This window comes from Granulicella aggregans (assembly GCF_025685565.1).
In the GTDB taxonomy this organism is placed as follows: Bacteria; Acidobacteriota; Terriglobia; order Terriglobales; family Acidobacteriaceae; genus Edaphobacter; species Edaphobacter aggregans_B.
This window is the reverse complement of the sequence record NZ_JAGSYE010000003.1, coordinates 200,496-220,137: the sequence shown is the minus strand read 5'-3', so window position 1 is coordinate 220,137 and position 19,642 is coordinate 200,496. Positions and strand designations below refer to the sequence as shown.

The window sequence follows — 19,642 nt, the reverse complement described above, 5'->3', positions numbered from 1 at the left end:
CTCTATGAAGATTCTTATCGTTGATGACGAGCCACACTTGCGGATGCTGATCCAGCAGACCCTGGAAGAGCTGGAAGATGAAGGCGTCGAGCTGCTGATGGCCAGCAATGGCGAAGAGGCCATTGACATGATCCAGGAAGAGCAGCCGAACCTCGTGTTCCTGGACGTGATGATGCCGAAGAAGAACGGCTTCGACGTGTGCCACGCGGTCAAGAATGAGTTGAAGATGAGCCACATTCACATCATCCTGCTGACTGCGAAGGGGCAGGAGTTCGACCGGCAGCGCGGGCAGGAGGTTGGCGCTGATCTCTACATGACGAAGCCGTTCGATCCGGACGCTCTGGTGGCCAAGGCCCGGTCGGTGCTCGGGCTCGAGCAGTGAGGTTGCGATGGCTGCGCTAAGCCTGAAGACGATCGCAAGCAAGCGTTCGAGCAGCTATCCTGCGTTGCTTGCGATGTGCGAGGCGCTTGGAGGGAATGTTTGCGTTACGGACGCATCGGGCAAGACCCTGCTCGGAGAGTTGACGGGCACGGACGCGGGGAATACCGGTGTGCCGGTGCGTATGGACGACGTGACGCTAGGGTACGTTACGGGACCGCAAGAGGCCGCCAACGCGCTTGCCTTATTGCTGGCGCATCTTGCATCGCGTGAGGCTGAAGGACGAGCGCTGGGGGCGGAGGTGTTGCACCTCTACCGCGAGATTCACCTGATCGAACAGCTCTCGGAGCAGCTTGCAGCGCTGCTGAATTTGAATGCGGTGGGCGAGTCCGCACTGGCCCAGGCGCGGCGACTGATACACGCCACGCATGGGTGCATCCTTGTTCGCGAGAAAGACGATAGCCCGTTGCGCGTGGCGGCGTCCTTTGGCAACCTTGAAGGCGGTGATGGCGGGCCGCTCGCGACCGGGTCGCAGTTCGCGCAGTCGATTCTTGATCGAGGCATTGCGGAGGTCGTGAATGATTGCGGCAGCGATGCGAGGTTGCTCGATTCGGAGCGAGCGCTGAATGCTGTGATCTGCGCTCCGCTGCGGGCAGGACAGCGTTCGGTGGGCGTGATTGCATTGGCCCATACAGCGGCAGGGACTTCGTATTCGGCGGCCGATCTGAAGCTGGTCAACACGATCGCGTTGCAGACGGCGACGGCGATCGAGAATTCGTTTCTGTGCAACGAGATGGTGGGAGCGGTGCGAGACCGCGAACAGCTTGCTGCGCTCCAGCATGAACTGGAGACGGCGCGGACGATTCAGCACCTCCTGGTGCCGCGAATCTTTCCGCCATTTCCGGAGCGGAAGGAGTTTGAGCTGCATGCGCAGATGACTTCGGCGAGGGCGGTTGGCGGGGACTTCTTCGACTTCTTCCTGGTCGATGAGAATCGGCTCGGCGTGGTGATTGGGGATGTGTCGGGTAAGGGGATTCCGGCGGCGCTGTACATGGCGTTGACGCGGATGCAGGTGAAGTCCACGGCCATCCTCGGGATGTCGCCCGCGGAGTGTTTTCTTGAGGTGAACCGGGTTCTGGTGCGGGAACGCGTGAGTGCGATGTTCGCGACGTGCTTCTATGGGCTGCTCGATCTGACGACGGGGGAGTTTCAGTATTGCAGCGCGGGCCATAATCCGCCGTATGTGACGAGGGCGGTTAGTGGAAAGGTGGAAGCACTGGCAGATGTCGGGGGGATTCCGTTGGGACTGTTCGATGGGATGGGGTATGTCGATAGCAGCGTGCATCTGATGCCGGGGGACGCTGTGTTCCTTTATACGGATGGAGTCTCCGAGGCGCAGAACATCGCGGAAGAGGACTTCTCCGATGAGCGCGTGATTGAGGGACTCGGAGCCAATCGCGAGTTGGACTGCCGCGCACTGATCGGCGAGATGTCGCGCAGAGTATCGCTGTTTGTTGATGGAGCGCCGCAGTCCGATGACATTACGATGCTGTCGGTCCGCCGCTTTTAGGCTTTGTCTCCGCTGCGCATAAACTAGGGCTCTAGGGAGACTGAAGCTTGATGCAATTGACACCGTTTCATATCGCATTTCCTGTCGATGACCTGGAGGCTGCACGGCACTTTTATGGAACGGTGCTTGGCTGTCCTGAAGGGCGCAGTGCGGCGCATTGGATCGACTTCGATCTGTTTGGGCACCAGATTGTGGCGCACTACAAGCCGAAGGTCGCGACCGAGGGCTATGCCAATCCAGTGGATGGGCATGATGTTCCGGTGCCGCACTTCGGGGTAGTGCTGACGATGGCTCGGTGGAGAGAGTTCGCCGAGAGGCTGAAGTCGCAGGGCGTCAGGTTCGTCATCGAGCCGTACATCCGGTTCCAGGGTGAGGTGGGTGAGCAGGGAACGATGTTCCTGCTAGACCCGGCGGGGAACGCGCTGGAATTCAAGGGATTTGACGACTTCAGCAGCCTCTTCGCGAAGTGAAGCTGGCGTAGTTAGGGCCTGGTTGGGGAGTCTTCTTCAACGATTGCGGCACCCCATGCGGGCAGAGCGACGGTGCCATCTTTCTGGACGGCAGTGCCTGAGAGCAAGTCCTTGCCTGAAGGGAAGCCATAGCTGGCCTGCGCAGGCGCGGGCGTGTAATTCAGAACGTAGTGGACGGCCTTTCCGTTCGCGAGCACGCCGCTGCGCATGATGGTGGGGAAGTGAAGTGTCTGCTGCGGTCCCCAGAGGTTAGCGCGCTCTGCGGCTTCCTTCATGATCTTCTCGGCGAGGGCGTCGCTGGGCATGAAGCCGATGTAGGTGACTTCTCCTTTGCCGTAGGTGTTGCGCGTGATCGCGGCGTACTTGCCCCAGACGGGGTGATGGTACTGGGCGATGACCTTGGCCGTGGTTGGGGTGACGAACTCCATCCACCAGCGGGCGGAGTTTTCTTTGTCGCCTACGTGGTACGGGTCGCCTTCGAGGGAGACGCCTTCGGGGATAGTGAACTGGTTGTAGTGGATGCCTGCAGCCTCTGCCACCGGGCCGCCTTGTTCGCCGGAGCGGACCTTGACGTTCTCGTCCGAGAAGCCGCTCTTGAAGGTGTAGATGAGATGACCGCCGGACTTCGCGAAGGCGTTGAGGTGTTCAATCTCTGCATCTGAAGCGGCATAAAGCGCGGGGACGACGATGAGCTTGTAGCGGGAGAGATCGGTGGTTGAAGGATCGATGAAGTCGACCTCTTCGTTCATGCGATAGAGCGCGTCGTAGAAAGGCCGCATGACGTCGTTGTAAGTTGTTCGCGATCCCCAGCCAAACTTGAAGGCGTTGAAGGCAGTGAGGGCCCGGTTGCTGACGTAGATCGCGATGCGATTCTGCTTCTTCATGTTGACGAGTTCGGGGCCGAGGCGGGCGAGGTCTTTGCCGATGGTGGCGGCTTCGTCGTAGGTGGGGTTGGGCTTTTCGTCCTGGCTGAGCAGGCCGCGCCAGTAGGTCTCGGCGGCGTTGTTGGTGGTGCTCCAATGCCAGTATTCGAGCATGTTGGCGCCGGATGCGAGATGGCTGAAGGCCTGTAGGCGCAACTGGCCGGGATAGGGGGTCCACTCGGGGAAGCCCTGAGCTTCGGTCTCCATGACGAGATAGTTCTGGCCGCCGCGCATGGAGCGGGCGATGTCGCCGCCGAGGGCGATCTCAGTGCCGGTGAGGTGGTCTTGGGTGGGGTGGTAGATGTCGATGCCCGCGACATCGAGCGCGCGGGCGGCGTCGAAGTGGTTTACCTCAGTCTGGATGCCGTAGGAGTAGCCGCGCCAGTCGAGGTCGAAGTTCTGCGTGAGGAACTGATCGGGGCGATCGTGCTGGCGGATGAGCGATGCCTGCCAGCCAAGATACTCCGTGACGAGGCCGCGTTGGAACTCGGCGAAGGCGGCGGAGATGCTGGCGTTGATGGAACCGTTCGCGGAGGGGAAGTCTTCCCAGCGGTTGATGCGGTTGCTCCAGTAGTCGAGGCCGAAGTCATGATTGAGCTTGTTGAGGTCGGGATGCCGGGCCTGCATCCACTTGACGAAGGCGGCCTGCACGTTGGGGCCGCTGGTGTCGTAGGACTTGGTCTCGTTGTCGACCTGGTAGCCGATGACGCTGGGATGATCTTTGACGTGGTCGATGAGCGCGACGATGACGCGTTCGGCGGCGGCACGGAAGTTCGGGTTGGTAATGTCCATGTTCTGGCGGCGGCCGTAGATGCCGGGACCTTGTGGCGTGATGGCCAGGACGTCGGGATGTTCGCGGGCCAGCCAGGTGGGGACGGCGTAGGTGGGTGTGCCGACGATGACCTTGATGCCGGCCTTGTCCATGGCGTTGAGCACGCGGTCGACGTGGCTGAAGTCGAAGACGCCTTCCTGCGGTTCGAGTGTGCCCCAGGTGGACTCCGCGATGCGGACGACGGTGATGTTGGCCGCCTTCATCAAGCGGATGTCCTCGTCGAGGCGGTCGGTCGGCGAGTATTCCTCGTAGTAGGCTGCGCCGAAGAGGATGGTCTGCGACGGGACCTTCGCTGATTGGGCGGACGCGAGTGAGCCAGCGGTGACGAGTAAAGCGAGGAAGAGCCAGGAATACGTTTTCACGAAGGTCAAGGTGTTACCTCTGGCGGCGATGGGGTTTCGGCGATCGCTTGGTTGGGAGATTGCGAGGGTCTTGCGACCTCGCAGAATCGGCCCTACAAGCTTAGCGGTTTTCGCGCTTTCTCGGGAAAGATGCTGTCGCGATGACCGATTCGCGGACGTTCCCTTGTATGCGATATACCTGTTAGCGAGCGAGGTGAACCATGCAGTGCAAGCACCTGGGGCAGATGCGGGACGTTCGTCCAAACACGGATGGATGTGAAGAGTGCCTGAAGATCGGTCAGGAGTGGGTCCATCTGCGGATGTGCATGGAGTGCGGGCATGTGGGATGTTGCGACTCTTCGATCGGGAAGCACGCAACGAAACACTTCCATGGCACCAAGCACGCGATTATGAGGAGCCTCGAGCCGGGAGAGACCTGGGGGTGGTGCTTTGTCGATCAGGTCATGCTGGATCCGCAGTAGCCTGCGCTTCTGCTATTTTTTGCGGTCTCCGGCGAGTTTTGCCAGTCCCAGCGCGAGGGTGAGCGCGCCAGTGGGCAGGCATCCCATGGCAAGCATGAGAGCCAGCCATCCCAGATTGGTGTGGGGACCCTGTCGGCGTGTGATGCCGCCGAACGCTACGAAGATGAGCAGCGCCGAGATCGCTCCGGTGAGGAAGAGGGCCGATCCGGTGCGTAGAAGAGCGCGGGTGTCCTGCTGCATCCCCATTACCGCAGCGCCGATTGCATGATGTAGACGATCACGCCGGTGACCGAGACATAGAGCCAGATCGGGAAGGTGTAGCGGGCCAGCTTGCGGTGGGCGGGAAAGCGGCCCGTGAGCGATAGGAAGAAGGTGATCAGGATCAGGGGCAGCGCGATGATCGACAGGAGGATGTGCGAGAGGAGAAGCTTCCAGTAGAAGGGCCACCAGGGACTGAGACGGTTGAAAAGGGTCTCGCCGTGGAGAGTGAAGTTGGTGAGGTAGGAGACCAGGAAGATCGACGAAAAGAAGAATGCGGCGAACATCGATGCCCGGTGCGCACTGAGCTTTCGTGCGCGGATGTAGATGTAGCCGACAATGAGGGCGACCGTCGCGCAGGCGTTCAGGACTGCGTTCAGGAAAGGGAGCGAACGCAGGTGAGTTCCGGTGACGTCGGACGGGGCGTGGAAGTAGACGAGATAGCAGATGAGCGCGCTGGCGAGGGCACTGACGATGACAATCGTCGCGATGATGGCAGGCGGTGTGCGCAGGGTATTTGGCTTTTCGTTCATTTTAGGTAGCGTGGCTTGCATTAGAAGAGCAGTCGTCCTTTAGCATCGAGGGTCATTGCGGCAAGCAGCAGAGGAAGAAAGATGACCGAGTAGCGAAGCAACTCGCGGGCGTAGGTGCGGGACTCGGATGAGAGAGGATCGCGCAGGATGCGGGCGAAGCGCAGGGTGTACCAGAGATATCCGACGGAGAGGATCGCCGCGGCTGCGCCGTAGATGTATCCGGTGGTGTGTAGGGCTACAGGCCATAGGCTGACGGGGATCATGATCACGGCGTAAAAGAGCGCCTGGGCGACGGCCATCTGCGCGGCGGACTTTGCGGGTTCCTGGGTCGCGGTTAGCTTGATGCCGGCTGCGGCATAGTCTTCGCGATACATCCAGCCAATGGCCATGAAGTGGGGGAACTGCCAGACGAAGAGGATGGCGAAGAGGGCGACACCGGGCCACTCGATGACGCCGCGGGCGGCGGTCCAGCCGATGAGCGGCGGAAGCGCTCCGGGGAATGCGCCGATGAAGGTGTTGATGGTGGTGAATCGCTTGAGCGGGGTGTAGATGGCGACGTAGCCGACGGCAGTAAGAAGTGTCAGGGTGCCGGTGATGACGTTGGTGACTTCGGCAAGGTAAAGAGTGCCCAGGAATACGGCGAGGAAGCCGAGGATAAGGCCGTGGGCCAAGCCGATTCGGCCTGCCGCCATGGGGCGGTTGGCGGTGCGGCGCATCAGGGTATCGGTGCGGCGTTCGAGGGCCTGGTTCAGGATGCTGCTGCCGAAGGTGACTACTGCGATCCCTGCGAGGGCCTCGACGGCACCGAGGTGGAAGGGGCTGATACCGGAGCGCAGGCTGCCGAGGTAGAAGCCGCCGGCGGCGGTGATGACGACCATCAAGGAGACGCGAGGCTTGAGCAGCGTCGCGTAGTCCGCGAGGAGTGAAGGAACCGAACGCTCGTCGATACGGCCCGGGGCGGTCGCGGTCGCGTGAGGGAGTTCGTCCTCCTGACCGGCGAGGTCATGCCCGGTACGGGTTGTCACGGTGGTTGCCACTCCTTCAAGGATAGCGCGTTCTGCTGCCGGACCGTTGAAGAGCCGGGAACCCGACTGCAAGCGGGATTTGATCCCGTTCACAATCGGGTAGGGCCTTAGTGACGTGTCTCGGTGCTTGCGGGGGCGGATACGGAGAGGTCGCCTTCGCCGAGCTTGCGGTGGAAGAAGTCGAAGACGAGGCCGTAGAGCGAGTAGGCGAGCTCGGGGTCGTAGCGGATGCCTTCGTCGCGCATGAAAGCGTGTGCGCCGTTGACCTCGTGCCAGCTGAGCCGGGTGCCAAGCTCGTTGAGGCGGGCGAGGACCTTCATCCGGCCTTCGAGAGAGATGTGCGGGTCCTGGCGACCCCAGATCATGAGGAGCTCGCCGTGGATGTCCTTGGCGCGTTCGAGGGAGTCGTCGTTCATGCCTTCACCCAAGCTGCCTTTATGAATATCGGTGGCATAGAAGCAGGCGGTGGCGAGGACGTCCGGGTTCATACCGGCGCGGAATGCTAGATGGCCGCCGATGCAGATGCCCATCGCACCGAGCTTGCCGGTGCAGTCGGGACGACCGGCGAGGTGGTCGAGCACGGCGCGGGCGTCGGTGTCGTAGCTGATGAGCTTCTTGGTGGTTTTCAACGCGTTGCCGCGGTCGGAGCCGGCCTGGTCGTAGGCGAAGACCGTGCCGGGCTCTTCGAACTCGTGGTAGATCTCCGGCATGGCGACGATGTACCCGTGGCCGGCGAGCATGGCGGCGGTGCGGCGGATGGGCGCGGTGATCTGGAAGATCTCCGAGTAGAAGATGATGCCGGGATAGCGGCCGGGAGCGGCTGGGCGGACGATGTGCGTTCGCATGGGGCCGTCGGGGGTGTCGAGGGTGACGTACTCGTCATTGACGATGATCATTTTTGCGGTCTCTCTTTCGCAGAATGATTGTATAACTCGGAGATTGCGTCCTATCCCTTGGGGAGAAAGCGCGACTTGGGGAAGCCGAAGATGCGGATCTGCAGGCAGCGCGAGGCTTCGAGCGAATCGGTGAAGGCGCGGCGGATGAGGCTGTATTCGGCAGGCCAGGAAGCAGGGTGGGTGCGCCAGTCGAAGGCGAGGCCGGGATGAGATTTGGGGAACGCCTGGAGGATCATGGCGGCTCGGCCGAGGTGGGCGGAGGAGCTGATCACTTCTGCGGAGTGCCACTGGTGGGACCGCATGATCTCTGACGAGTAGAAGATGTTTTGGATGGTATTTTGTGCCTGGCGCTCTTCGGTGATGGCCTCTGCCGGAATGCCTTGGCTGATCGCGAAAGCGGCCATGACGTGAGCTTCGACAAAGCGATTGTGGGCCGCGCCGCCGGTCATGATGATCGCGGGCGCGATTCCGGCTTTGTACTGGCGAACGGCCTCCAGGACGCGTTCGCGCTCGTCGGGCGAGGGCGTGCCGTCCGGATTGGCGGGATAGCCAAGAACGATGATCGTGTCGAAGTGGGTGACGGCGGTGTTGTGGTTAGGGATTGCGGCGCGATTGATGGCCACGGCGGCGATCGCGAGGAGCAGCAAAGCAAGGAAAAACCGGACGAGTCTCACCCGCCCAGATTAGCAGGGCGATAGAAAAGGTCCGGCCAGAGACGAATGTCATGCGCATTGTTGCAACAATGCGCCTATTCGATATCCGTCACTTTTCCAGCTTTGAAGGTCACTTTCATGTCCTTATAGACGTAGACCTTTTTCGTGCCGAGATCCCGAACGCTTAGCGGCTGTCCGAAGCTGCCGGTCACCTGGTCAATGGTCTGGCCAAGCGCGATGGTCGCTGGGGGGCCTGTCCGAGTAATAGGAGCGGCGGCGACTTCAGTTTGATCCGACGGGCCAGGGGTGACCGGAGCGGCGCTTGCCACTTCCTGTTCGGCCTGATCGGCGGCCTTCGACTGCTCGGCAATCTCGGCGGAAGCGTTGGTGTCCGGCGGTGGCGCTGCCGCGGTAATGGCGGAGGCTACGGGTGGCGTGGTTGCGGAGGGAGGCGCGGCGGGAAGTCCTCCCTTGCCTTGCTTCGCTTGCAGATCGCCCATGCCGGCGTCGATCGTCTCGCGCAGGTGGTTCTGCATATCCTGCAGATCGGTGAAGGCAACGTTCACGTTCGTCGAACGAGCGCATTCCTTGCCACCTTTGCTGGCGACCACAAGAGCAGTGGCAGCCGTGGCGTCCGGGGCAGGAGCCGAGGGGACTTCGATTACGTCTCCCTGGCTGATGGGGCACTCTTGTCCATTTGCATCGACGAGGTCAAGATCGCCGCCCGCGATGAAGACGTGCGGTTTGCCATCGCTGAGCATGCGCTCGATGCTGCTAGAAGCAGGATCCGAAGCCTGGTTTTGCGCGTTCGCAGCGGCTTCGGCGTTTTCGAGCGCAAGCTGGCTCTTTACCTCGTCGGCGACCATCTGCTTCACGTCCGGGCTGAGCGGGGGTGGCGGATTCGAGGCTGCGATTGCATTGGCCTCAGCATTCGCGGCGGCTGCGGCATAGGCGGCCTGGAGGCTGACGGAAAAGAGATAGTCGGTTAGCCAGAATGCTGCGCTGGGATAAACCGGGTACGGGGTAAAGTAGGCACCGTAGTAGCCGTACCAGGGAGCCGCACCCCATCCCCAGGAGTAGCTGATCGGAGCGGCCCACGGATTGTAGGCCCAGCCATAGAAACCGACCGAGTAAAAGCGAGCTGGTGCGTACACGTCGACATACTCGCCGTGGTAGTAATGGCGACCGTAGTAGTGGTCGTAGTAGCGGCCATGGTCGTAGTAAGTGCGGCGACCATACTCGCGTCCACCGTAGCGATAGGGGTGCTGGACGTAGCCTCGACCGCCGCGTTCGGCAAAGACTCGGGAGTGGTCTGCGCGTTCTACGGAGATGCGGCGATTGCCGTTGAGACCATGGTGGATGTCCATGTTCCTGCCAGCGACATGCACGTCGGCGCGAGAGCCGTTCGGACGCGTTCGGATGACATCGCCATGGGCGGTGCGAACCTCGTGGCTGCCTGTTGGCATGTGGCCGGGCGGGGGCCCGCCTGCGGTGTGGGCTAGGCCGGTCGTCCTCGGAGCGGGAGTGCCTGCGGGACCTCGGCCTCCGGCGGTCGTTGGTTGTGTAGTTGATCTAGCGCCGCCAGCGCCTGCCGGATTATTGGTGGTCTTGGTGCCAGTTGTGGTTGTCGTTTTGGCTCCGCCGGCGGTGGCTGTGGTGGTGTGGCCGCCGGTAGTCGCTCCCGTCGTATGGCCAGCGGTAGTAGCACCGGTGGTGTGTCCGGCAGTCGTCGCTCCGGTTGCGTGGGTTGCCGTGGCTCCGACGGCGGGCTTCGCGGCGGGAGCGGGAGCCTTCGCCGCGGGCGCTGCCTTTGGCGCGGGTGCGGGTTTCTTATTGTCAGCCAATGCTTTCGGAGAAGACGCGAGAGCGGTTGCCGATAGCAAAAGTGCGACGGCGATAGACTGAGCCCGGCTTGAGAGCGAGAAACGGGAAGACTCCGATGAGAAGAGCACGACTACTCCTTGAACAAAGCACCCTTGATCTTGCTGGGTAGCGCCTGCTAACAGCTTGCTACTGGACGTCGGTGACCTTGTTGTTGACGAAGGTGACCTTCATATCTGGATAGATATAGATCTTTTTCACGCCAAGATCGCGAATGGAAGTGGGTTCGCCGAAAGCTGCCACGACTTCTTCGCGGGTCTGCTTGAGCTTGATGGTCTTGGGTGTGGGCGGAGGAGTGTCCGGCGGCGGTGGCGGCGGCGGAATGGCGGCCATAGGTGCTGGCGCGGCTGCTGCAACTGCAGCCTGTGACGCGGGCGCGGGCGCGGGCGCGGGCTGCTTTGCATCCTTGCCGGCTGCTGCTGAGTCATCTGCCTGAACCTTGACTACCTCCGCGATGGTGCTGTCCACCTGATCGACGGAAGGGATCGAGCCCTTGAAGGGAAATTTCAGATCGGTGATGTAACGAACATCCGCGAACGGATCACTGATCAACTCCATTACGACCCCGTCCTTGGTGACGGTGATGCCGGAGACGAAGAACTTCTCTCCCGCGACGAAGGTCCGGGTTTTGATGTCAGAGCCTGGGACGTGACCCTTCATCCAACTCGGGACCTTCACCGCGGCACCGACCGCTCCCTTTGCGGTTATCTTGCCATCTTTATATTCGTCTTGAGCTTTTGTGCCCGTTGTGGCGCTCATAATGAGGCCGTCTTTTTTGAGCACAAGCACTGAGCCGGCAGTGACGATGTCACTTTTGTCGGCTGCTGCCTTCGAGACGGTGTACTCGGCATCCAGCTTCTGCTCGATTTCTGCGGGTGTCGTCTGGCCATGCGCGATCAGGCAGGAGGTGAAGAGCGAAATGGACACGCAGCATGACGCGGCAAAGCGGGGCGAAATCATGGTTCCCTCGAAGAGCAAAATTCCCTAGAGTTCCGGGGCTAGCATCTGGAATGGCCAGAAGAATAGCACTCTCGATGGGAGGGGGCAATGAATTTATGGGTGGACTCGTCAATTTTTTGCCCGCAAAGAAAAAAGGATTTGCCTCACGTAGAGACAAATCCTTAAGTATTTTGCAATCACTTATCATCTAGCTTCGATAGTGTCTCTATCGTCTATGCCGATCATCCCGCAGCGGGTGAGATTCGATCCGTGGTCCGACTGGCCGTGCGATGGGCCGGCCATAAGGATGGACGTAGACGCCGCGATTCGCAAAGGTGCGAACCCACGGGCGGTGGTCGATGAAGATGGCATGCGTGCCCCAGCCGAATCCAGCGCCGAACCATCCGAATACCCCGAACGACGGGCCGATGACGATAGCGGGGCCGAAGTGTATCGCGCCGGCAACCACGAAGCCAGGCCGTGGCGCAAAGAACACGATCGCTGGATCGTAGACCGGAACGTAGTAGTACGCCGGGTTGAGCGGCTGAATCTCAAGATAGCCGCCGCTGTCCACGACATCGTAATAGGGGGACGTCGCGAGATAGCCGTAGTCGCGGGCGATGCGGCGTTCGCGCTGCACCGCATCCATTACGTCCGGGCGCTGATTCAGAACCGCGTTCCCGAGATTGCCCGTCCATTGCGGGTCGCGGGCCATCATGTCGAGTACGGACGGGAAAGGCAAGAGCGCGAGGACGCTTGGATCCCATGGCAGGTTGTCCGCCTGGATGGCCTGGGCGAGCGCATCGCCGCGAAGATAGGCGTGCTGGTTTGCCCAGCCAGCTGCATCGCCGATCTGATACCAGAAGGTCGACGCGGTGAGGACCTGGGCCAGTAGCGGATCAGGGTAGAGCGCGATGCGCTGAACGAGCCCATCGAGCTGCTGCGGAGCCATTGGCGGGGGAGGCGGTGCCTGGTCGGCAGGCGGCGGCACCGAGGCCGGGTAGCTGGGCGGCGGAGCCTGGGCATCCGGCTCGGACGGGGCCTGACGAACGATTGGCGCGGGAGCCTGATTCCCGCTCTGGTTCACGGTTTGAGCAACTGCGGAGACTTCAAGCGATGTTGTAAGAAGCAGTAGAAGCAATGCAGATTTATTCATGGCAACATTTCCTGTTTCATTTCAATCTGATCTGGTCACCATCCTTCCGGTGCCAGATCTGTCAATGAAATCAACGCGAAATCGTGGAAAAAGTTGCGGTGATGACTCATGCGGCATGAGAGCTGGCCTGCAATTAAGAAAACAGGAATTCTTTCGTGCGTAGCTCCTTAACCGTATCGCGGAGCTTCGCGGCCTTTTCGAACTCGAACTTCTTGGCGGCTTCGCGCATGTCTGATTCAAGCTTTCCGATGTAAGTATCGAGCTCCTGCTGGGTAGCGAAGTCAGGCATGCCTTCGGCTTCGTCGGTGAGGTCGGCGTAGTCGGCTTTGAGGATGCCGGCGAGGCCCATCTCCAGTGGGCGGATGACAGACATCGGCGTGATGCCGTTCTCCTCGTTGTAGGCGACCTGCTTTTCGCGGCGGCGGTCGGTCTCGTTGATGGCGCGCTGCATGGAGTCGGTCATCTTGTCGGCGTAGAGGATGGCGCGGCCTTCGAGGTGGCGGGCGGCGCGACCGATGGTTTGGATGAGTGAGCCTTGCGAGCGAAGGAAGCCTTCTTTGTCGGCGTCTAGAATAGCCACCAGCGAGACTTCGGGAAGGTCAAGGCCTTCGCGGAGAAGGTTGATGCCGATGAGAACGTCGTACTCGCCCTTGCGAAGATCGCGTAGGAGTTTGATGCGCTCTAGGGTCTCGATCTCTGAGTGCATGTAGCGGCAGCGCACGCCGACTTCGGTGTAGTAGTTGGCTAAGTCCTCAGACATGCGCTTGGTAAGAGTGGTGACAAGGACGCGCTGATCTTTGCTGACGCGGTCGCGAATCTCTGCGAGCAGGTCATCGATCTGTCCTTTGACCGGGCGAATTTCGACCGGTGGGTCGACCAGGCCGGTCGGACGGATGATCTGTTCCACGACTACGCCTGCGGCCTTGGTGAGTTCGTAGGGGCCGGGCGTGGCCGAGACATAGATGATCTGTCCGGTGCGGCCCTCGAACTCTTCAAACTTGAGCGGGCGGTTATCCATGGCGCTGGGCAGACGGAAGCCGTAGTCTACGAGGTTCTGCTTGCGGCTGCGGTCGCCGTGCCACATGCCGTGAAGCTGCGGGACGGTGACGTGGGACTCGTCTATAAACAGCAGGAAGTCCCTCGGAAAATAGTCGAGCAGGGTCGGCGGTGGCTCTCCCGGCAGACGGCCGGAGAAGTGACGCGAGTAGTTCTCGATGCCGTGGCAGTAGCCGACGGACTTGATCATCTCGAGGTCGAAGCGGGTGCGCTGGTGGATGCGCTGCGACTCGACGAGGCGGCCTTCTTTTTCAAGCTGCGCCTCCCACTCGAAGAGCTCGGCGAGGATGGAGTCGGAGGCGGCCTTCTTACGTTCGGGCTGGACTACATAGTGGGACTTGGGATAGATGGGCAGGCGAGAGTACTTCTGCTTTACCGTGCCGAAGAGTGGGTCGATCTGCGAGAGGGAGTCGATCTCGTCGCCGAAGAGCTCGATGCGATATGCGTTCTCGTCGTAGGTGGGGTAGACCTCGATGATGTCGCCGCGGACGCGGAAGGTACCGCGGCGGAAGTCGACGTCGTTGCGGTCGTAGAGGATCTCGACGAGACGGCGGGTGATGTCTTCGCGCTTGATCTTCTGGCCTTTTTCGAGCAGCAGCAACATGCCGTAGTAGGCCTCTGGCGAGCCTAGGCCGTAGATGCAGGAGACCGAGCTGACGATGATGGCGTCGCGGCGTTCGAAGAGCGAGCGCGTGGCGGAGAGGCGGAGCTTGTCGAGCTCCTCGTTGATGGTGGCTTCTTTTTCGATGAAGAGGTCGCCGGAGGGAATGTAGGCCTCGGGCTGGTAGTAGTCGTAGTAGGAGACGAAGTACTCGACCGCGTTGTTCGGGAAAAAGGTTTTGAATTCGTGGTAAAGCTGCGCGGCGAGGGTCTTGTTATGTGCAAGAATGAGGGCCGGGCGTTGTAGCTCTTCAATAATCTTGGCCATCGTAAAGGTCTTGCCGGAGCCGGTGACGCCGAGCAGCACCTGGTCCTTCTCGCCGGCGTTGATTCCGGAGACGAGTTCGGCGATGGCGCGGGGCTGATCTCCCTGGGGCTTGTACGATGTTGTGAGCTGGAAGTCCATCCTTACAGGATAGAAGAATAAGCGAAGAAATGGGAGAGTCTGATGGCTGAGGTTTGGTTGATTCGACACGGTGAAACGGAGTGGAGTCTGAGTGGAGCGCACACCAGCCGCACGGATATCTCCCTGACCGACCATGGGCGGGTGCGGGCGGAGGAGCTGAAGGCGTACCTGAAGGGAAAGAAGTTTGCCGCTGTGTTTACCAGCCCGATGCAGCGGGCGCGAGAGACGTGCAAGATCGCCGGATACGGCGACGTTGCTGTGATCGACGAAGGCCTGCGCGAGTGGGACTACGGCATCTTTGAGGGCAAGACGACGAAGGAGATCCGCGTCGATCATCCCAACTGGTCGGTGTGGAAGGACGAGATTGTCGATGGCGAACCGGTGGAGCATGTGGGCGAGCGTGCGGATGGTGTGATTGCGCGGTCGTTGGCCGCGGCTGGCGCTGATGGGCAGGTTGCGCTTTTCGCGCACGCGCATATTCTGCGGATTCTGGCGGCCCGGTGGATTGGTCTTCCGGCGACCGGCGGAAGTTTGCTGGCTCTAGGGACGGGATCGTTGAGCGTGCTGGGATTTGAACGCGAGACACATGTGATCAAGAGCTGGAATCGCGAGTTCGAAGAGTAAGAGCATTGCGAGGATGGGCCTGATGAAGAAGTTTCTGGGAGTGCTGGTTTGCGCGCTGATAGTGATGACCGGAGCCAGTTGCATTGAGGCGCAGAGTCTGGGCTCCGGTTCAGGCAGTGGAATTGCATTCTTCCGGGCAGCGCATCTGAAGCGCGGCATCAACCTGAGCATGTGGTATGCGCAGGATTGGGACTACTCTGCCAAGCACCTGGAGGAGTACACGACAGCGGACGACTTCCGACTGGTGAAGTCGCTGGGCTTCGATCACGCCCGGCTCAGCATCAATCCCGAACCCCTGATGGCCGGAGGCAAGCCCGATGCGCTGGACCCCGAAGCGATTGCGCGGCTCGATAAGACGGTCGCCGACATTACCGCGACGGGGCTCATCGTCATCCTCGATATTCACCCCGAGATGCCGTTCATGGACGCGCTCGGCAAAGGCGATGCGTCCGTTGCCAATCTCCTCACGTTCTGGAAGACCTTTGCATCGCACTACGCCGGCACCGATCCGAGCAAGGTCTACTTCGAAGTGCTCAACGAGCCGCACTTCGACGATGCCTACCGCTGGGCAGGTATCCAGGCGAGCGTTATCCCGGCCATCCGGACCATCGCGTCGAGGCACACCATCATCGCAACCGGAGCGAAGTGGGGCGGTGTCGAGGGGTTGAAGCTGCTGGAGCCTGTTCGCGACGACAACGTGATCTATAGCTTCCATGACTACGATCCGATGACTTTCACCCACCAGGGCGCGAACTGGGTGGGTGAGTCTCTGAAGCCGCTGCGCAAGGTGCCGTATCCTTCGACTGAGGAGAACGTTGCGCCGTTGCTCGGTCTTGAATCGACGGAGCAGGGCAAGAAGGACCTTGCCTGGTACGGCAAGCAGCACTGGGACTCAAAGAAGGTCGACGAAGAGATTGCCACCATGGCGGAGTGGGGAGCGAAGCACCATGTTCCTGTGTGGTGTGGCGAGTTTGGCGTGTACAGGACGTACTCCGATCCGGCGGCGCGGGACGCGTGGTTGCACGATATGCGAGTTGCGTTCGAGGCGCATCACATTGGCTGGTCTATGTGGGACTACCAGGGTGGCTTCGCGATCGTGACCAAGGCCAACGGAAAGACCACGGTTGATAAGGGTGTCGCTGACGCGCTTGGACTGCACGGGCAGTAACTCGCGAATTGATGAAGAGCTTGTATCGATCATTCCAGGAGCGTCTGAGTGAACCTTCACCGGAGTTTCAGCTTTCTTCTAGCAGTGGTGGTCGGGTCGGGAGCGTTGATCGCTCAGACCCCAAACAATGACGCCCCCGCTGGCCGCGCGTGGTGGAAGCATGTGCAGACGCTTGCTGATGACTCGATGCAGGGCCGACAGACGGGCAGCGCAGAGTATATGCGTGCAGCCGCTTATGTCGTCGGCCAGTTCAAGTCTGATGGGTTGGAGCCTGCGGGCAAGAACGGCAGCTTCTATCAGCCGGTGAAGTTTGATGTGCAGCGGGTGATCGCGGAGAAGTCTTCCCTTGCGCTTACGGTCAATGGGAAGACCGAACCGCTGGTGTTGGGTGAGGACGCGATCCTGGGCACACGGTCGCCACAGCCGAAGACGATCAACGCGCCGCTGGTCTTTATCGGATATGGGCTGCATCTGCCGGAGGCGAAGTACGACGACTTCAATTCGGCGGAGCTTCCGATGTCGGAGCTCAAGGGAAAGATTGTGGTCTACGTAAATGGAGGCCCGGCGGACTTGCCAGGGCCGCTGAAGTCGTTTGCTCGGACTTCTCCGTTTCGCAGGGCGTTGAAGGATGCGGGCGCGGTTGGAGCGATCTCGATACCGACACCGAAGTCGATGGACTTCGGCTGGGCGCGCGTAGCGAGCGGAGCCTCGCAGCCGGGGATGCGGCTCGCTGCCTACCCGGATGCGAAGGCGCTCGCGGCCAGACATCCTGCGCTTGAGGACATTGATGGAGAACTCTTTGCGGCGACCTTCAATCCGGCTGAAGCGGAGAAGCTGTTTGCCGGAACGGGACATACGTTTGCGGAGGTGCTTGCGCTTGCCGATGCGCAGAAGCCGCTGCCGCGATTTGCGCTGGGAAAGAGTCTGACGGCGATGGTGACAACGGAGACGGCGCAGGTAGAGTCGCCGAATATCGTCGCCAAGCTGAAGGGATCAGACCCGAAGCTGGCGGAGGAGTATGTTCTGGTCTCCGCGCACCTGGACCACCTTGGTGTAGGCGCACCGATCAACGGTAAGACGATCTATGCCGGAGCGATGGACGATGCTTCAGGCGTTGCTACGGTGCTGGAGGTCGCAAAGAGTTTCGCGGCGAATCCGGTGAGGCCGAAGCGATCGATGCTGTTTGTGATCTTCACTGCGGAAGAGAAGGGATTGCTCGGGTCGCGTTACTTCGCGGGGCATCCGACAGTGCCAGAGAACGAGATTGCCGCCGATCTGAATCTCGACATGTTCATGCCGATCTTTCCGCTGAAAAAGCTGCATGTGCAGGGGCTGGAGCAGTCGACGCTGGCTGATGATGCTAAGGCTGTGGGGGCGATCCATGGAATTGAGATTGCGGTCGATCCCGAGCCGGACCGCAACTCCTTCATCCGCACCGATCAATACAGCTTCGTGCAGGCGGGAGTTCCGGCGCTGGCGTTCAAGTTTGGATGGACGATGGGATCGCCTGAGTACAAGGCGTGGAGAGCTTGGCTGGCGCAGCGATATCACTCGACCGACGACGACCTGACTCAGCCGGTCGATTATGTGGCTGCGGCGCAGTTCAACAGTTATCTCGCCGATCTTGCGCGGACGGTTGCGAATGATCCGGCGACGCAGCACTACCTCGACTCGAGCTTCTTCAAGCGCTTCGAGGGGGCGAAGTAGCTTTCGTTAGAGGATGACCAGCAAAGGCCAGTCTCTGGGCGAGTGCGCGATGTGCGTCGGTGAAGCGGCTTCAAGAGTGTGCGGCGCGAGGCCGAAGGTGCAGCCAATGGAGCGGGCTCCGCAGTTGCGTGCCGTGAGGATATCGATGTCGGAGTCGCCGACCATGATGGTCTGCGCTGGCTCGATGCGCTGGCCGGTGAGGGCAGAAGCTTCTTCGATGAGGGTCAGCAGACCATGTGGATCGGGCTTCTTGGTGTGGAAGCTGTTGCCGCCGTAGTTCTGGAAGAAGAAGCGGTCCAGCCCGAAGTGAGCGCAGATCTCGCGTGACGGATGAACGGGCTTGTTGGTCAGGACTGCCATGGGCAACTGCGGATGAACGGCGCGGATGGCTTCGAGTGCCTCGACGACTCCGGGGTAGACGTAGGTGAAGTCGAGCTTATGCACCCGGTAGAAGTCGAGAAAGTATGTAAGCGCTGCGGTTACATATTGCTCGTCGGTCGAATCGCCTTCGGGGTCGCCGAGAGCACGGCGCACCAGCATCGATGCGCCGTCCCCGATATAGCTTGCGATGACCTGTTGTGGAAGCTCCGGCTTGCCGAGATGCTTGAGCATCGCGTTGACCGAGTTGCAGAGGTCAACGCGGGAGTCGATGAGCGTGCCATCGAGGTCGAATACGAGTAGCTGTGGAGATGAGGAAGGCACTCAATTGAAGGTAGCAGATGGAGTGCTAGTGGACCGAGATGTCTCCCGAGCCGGTGCTGACGCGAATGGTTGGCCCTCCGCCGTGGATGGTTCCGACGATGTGCTGCTTGTTGAGGGTGCCCTGCATCGTAATGGGTGCGTCAACGCGAACTGAGCCGGATCCTGTATCGGCGTTGAGGGTGTAGTGGGCTTCGGAGGGTAGTTTTAGGCTAATGGAACCGGAACCGGTATCAAGTTTCCAATCGGTCGATGGGTTGCCATCGATCTCCACATCGCCTGATCCTGTTCGCACACGAACGCCGCCATTTACGCCGTAGAGATGGACCGAACCTGAGCCGGTGCCGGCCTTCACATCGCCTGCAAGCTGCTGGTGGAATTCGATATCGCCCGAACCTGTTTCGAGATTTGCGGCTCCGTGGATTCCGTTAGCGCGGATCGTCCCGGAGCCGGTGACAACATGGGGCGTGGGCCCAACATTATTGAGGCGGATGTCGCCCGAACCCGTATCCGCCGATAGCACGGAAGCGACGTTTGAGACGTCGAGATCGCCGGAGCCGCTGCTGACCTTCAGGGTCGTCGAGGCCGGAAGGCTGATGTCGTAGTCGATCTCGATGTTGCGGAAGCGGTTTGAGTCGCCGTGCGTTTCGCCGATGGTGATGGTGCTGCCGTTCTGCACGATGGGAGGGTTCGACGTAATGTCGCGGACGCGATCTTCGTCGGAGCCTTTGCTGCCATTGAAGCCCCATCCGTGTTGAGACTTTACCTTGGCGTTGATGCGGACCTCCGACTGCGAGCCGGTGCTGACGTGGATGTATCCTGAGCCGGTCGAGACCATAATGGCGGGCGCGCCGCTTACGTTGAGCGTTCTGGCAAAGGTGCCTTCCGCGGCGAATGCGGTCGATGTCGCACCTGCGAATCCGAGTCCGATTGCGAAGATAAGAGCGATATTTTTAAAGTTCACGTGCGGCTCCTTGTTGAAGG

The 19,642-nt window shown here is 60.7% G+C and carries 19 protein-coding genes; 7 read left to right on the top strand and 12 right to left on the bottom strand.

All coding sequences use genetic code 11. The features are described 5' to 3' along the window. Window positions 1-4 precede the first annotated feature (4 nt). From OHL18_RS16275 to OHL18_RS16265, 3 genes are read left to right on the top strand one after another with little or no spacing between them, the layout of a single operon-like run. Window positions 5-382, top strand: coding sequence for a response regulator transcription factor (locus tag OHL18_RS16275; protein WP_263375933.1), 378 nt, complete (start codon window positions 5-7; stop codon window positions 380-382). A gap of 7 nt (window positions 383-389) precedes the next feature. Then, window positions 390-1,949, top strand: a complete 1,560-nt coding sequence (locus tag OHL18_RS16270; RefSeq protein ID WP_263375932.1) for a PP2C family protein-serine/threonine phosphatase — start codon at window positions 390-392, stop codon at window positions 1,947-1,949. A gap of 50 nt (window positions 1,950-1,999) precedes the next feature. Beyond that, window positions 2,000-2,419 carry a VOC family protein gene (locus tag OHL18_RS16265; RefSeq protein WP_263375931.1) on the top strand — a complete coding sequence of 140 codons (420 nt, stop codon included), beginning with the start codon at window positions 2,000-2,002 and terminating at the stop codon, window positions 2,417-2,419. A gap of 11 nt (window positions 2,420-2,430) precedes the next feature. Here the strand turns inward: OHL18_RS16265 and OHL18_RS16260 are convergent, their stop codons facing one another. Further along, a complete protein-coding gene (locus tag OHL18_RS16260) occupies window positions 2,431-4,536 on the bottom strand; it encodes a beta-galactosidase (RefSeq protein ID WP_263376564.1) in 2,106 nt (701 codons plus the stop codon). 200 nt (window positions 4,537-4,736) lie between these two features. Between OHL18_RS16260 and OHL18_RS16255 the strand changes: the two genes are divergently transcribed. Further along, on the top strand, window positions 4,737-4,997 hold the full coding sequence (locus tag OHL18_RS16255; RefSeq protein ID WP_263375930.1) for a UBP-type zinc finger domain-containing protein: 261 nt from the start codon (window positions 4,737-4,739) through the stop codon (window positions 4,995-4,997). A gap of 12 nt (window positions 4,998-5,009) precedes the next feature. Here the strand turns inward: OHL18_RS16255 and OHL18_RS16250 are convergent, their stop codons facing one another. The 9 genes from OHL18_RS16250 to uvrB form a co-directional block, all read right to left on the bottom strand. Then, window positions 5,010-5,237: a hypothetical protein gene (locus OHL18_RS16250; RefSeq protein ID WP_263375929.1), complete on the bottom strand. Its 228-nt coding sequence runs from the start codon at window positions 5,235-5,237 to the stop codon at window positions 5,010-5,012. Window positions 5,238-5,242: 5 nt separating this feature from the next. Then, entirely contained in the window at window positions 5,243-5,788 is a 546-nt protein-coding gene (locus OHL18_RS16245; RefSeq protein WP_263375928.1) for a DUF420 domain-containing protein, read from the bottom strand. A 20-nt stretch (window positions 5,789-5,808) separates the two neighbouring features. Then, entirely contained in the window at window positions 5,809-6,813 is a 1,005-nt protein-coding gene (gene cyoE, locus OHL18_RS16240) for a heme o synthase (RefSeq protein ID WP_263375927.1), read from the bottom strand. Window positions 6,814-6,920: 107 nt separating this feature from the next. Beyond that, complete coding sequence (locus OHL18_RS16235) at window positions 6,921-7,709, bottom strand: dienelactone hydrolase family protein (RefSeq protein ID WP_263375926.1); 789 nt, start codon at window positions 7,707-7,709, stop codon at window positions 6,921-6,923. Window positions 7,710-7,759: 50 nt separating this feature from the next. Beyond that, window positions 7,760-8,383, bottom strand: coding sequence for a YdcF family protein (locus OHL18_RS16230; RefSeq protein WP_263375925.1), 624 nt, complete (start codon window positions 8,381-8,383; stop codon window positions 7,760-7,762). A 74-nt stretch (window positions 8,384-8,457) separates the two neighbouring features. Continuing rightward, window positions 8,458-10,206, bottom strand: a complete 1,749-nt coding sequence (locus tag OHL18_RS16225) for a hypothetical protein (protein WP_263375924.1) — start codon at window positions 10,204-10,206, stop codon at window positions 8,458-8,460. A 166-nt stretch (window positions 10,207-10,372) separates the two neighbouring features. Beyond that, entirely contained in the window at window positions 10,373-11,203 is an 831-nt protein-coding gene (locus OHL18_RS16220) for a hypothetical protein (protein WP_263375923.1), read from the bottom strand. 205 nt (window positions 11,204-11,408) lie between these two features. After that, the gene (locus tag OHL18_RS16215; RefSeq protein ID WP_263375922.1) at window positions 11,409-12,338 is read right to left on the bottom strand and encodes a DUF3300 domain-containing protein; all 930 of its coding nucleotides are present in this window, start codon (window positions 12,336-12,338) and stop codon (window positions 11,409-11,411) included. 133 nt (window positions 12,339-12,471) lie between these two features. After that, window positions 12,472-14,460 (bottom strand): excinuclease ABC subunit UvrB, encoded by a 1,989-nt coding sequence (gene uvrB, locus OHL18_RS16210; protein ID WP_263375921.1) that lies wholly within the window; start codon window positions 14,458-14,460, stop codon window positions 12,472-12,474. A 42-nt stretch (window positions 14,461-14,502) separates the two neighbouring features. On the opposite strand from uvrB, the gene OHL18_RS16205 reads away from it, so the two are divergent. From OHL18_RS16205 to OHL18_RS16195, 3 genes are read left to right on the top strand one after another with little or no spacing between them, the layout of a single operon-like run. Then, on the top strand, window positions 14,503-15,084 hold the full coding sequence (locus tag OHL18_RS16205) for a histidine phosphatase family protein (protein WP_263375920.1): 582 nt from the start codon (window positions 14,503-14,505) through the stop codon (window positions 15,082-15,084). 22 nt (window positions 15,085-15,106) lie between these two features. Next, window positions 15,107-16,252, top strand: coding sequence for a glycoside hydrolase family 5 protein (locus tag OHL18_RS16200; RefSeq protein ID WP_263375919.1), 1,146 nt, complete (start codon window positions 15,107-15,109; stop codon window positions 16,250-16,252). 48 nt (window positions 16,253-16,300) lie between these two features. Next, the gene (locus OHL18_RS16195; RefSeq protein ID WP_263375918.1) at window positions 16,301-17,959 is read left to right on the top strand and encodes a M20/M25/M40 family metallo-hydrolase; all 1,659 of its coding nucleotides are present in this window, start codon (window positions 16,301-16,303) and stop codon (window positions 17,957-17,959) included. 6 nt (window positions 17,960-17,965) lie between these two features. Here OHL18_RS16195 and OHL18_RS16190 read toward each other — a convergent pair whose 3' ends face one another. Further along, the gene (locus OHL18_RS16190) at window positions 17,966-18,661 is read right to left on the bottom strand and encodes an HAD family hydrolase (protein ID WP_263375917.1); all 696 of its coding nucleotides are present in this window, start codon (window positions 18,659-18,661) and stop codon (window positions 17,966-17,968) included. 25 nt (window positions 18,662-18,686) lie between these two features. Then, window positions 18,687-19,622, bottom strand: a complete 936-nt coding sequence (locus OHL18_RS16185; RefSeq protein WP_263375916.1) for a DUF4097 family beta strand repeat-containing protein — start codon at window positions 19,620-19,622, stop codon at window positions 18,687-18,689. Window positions 19,623-19,642 lie beyond the last annotated feature (20 nt).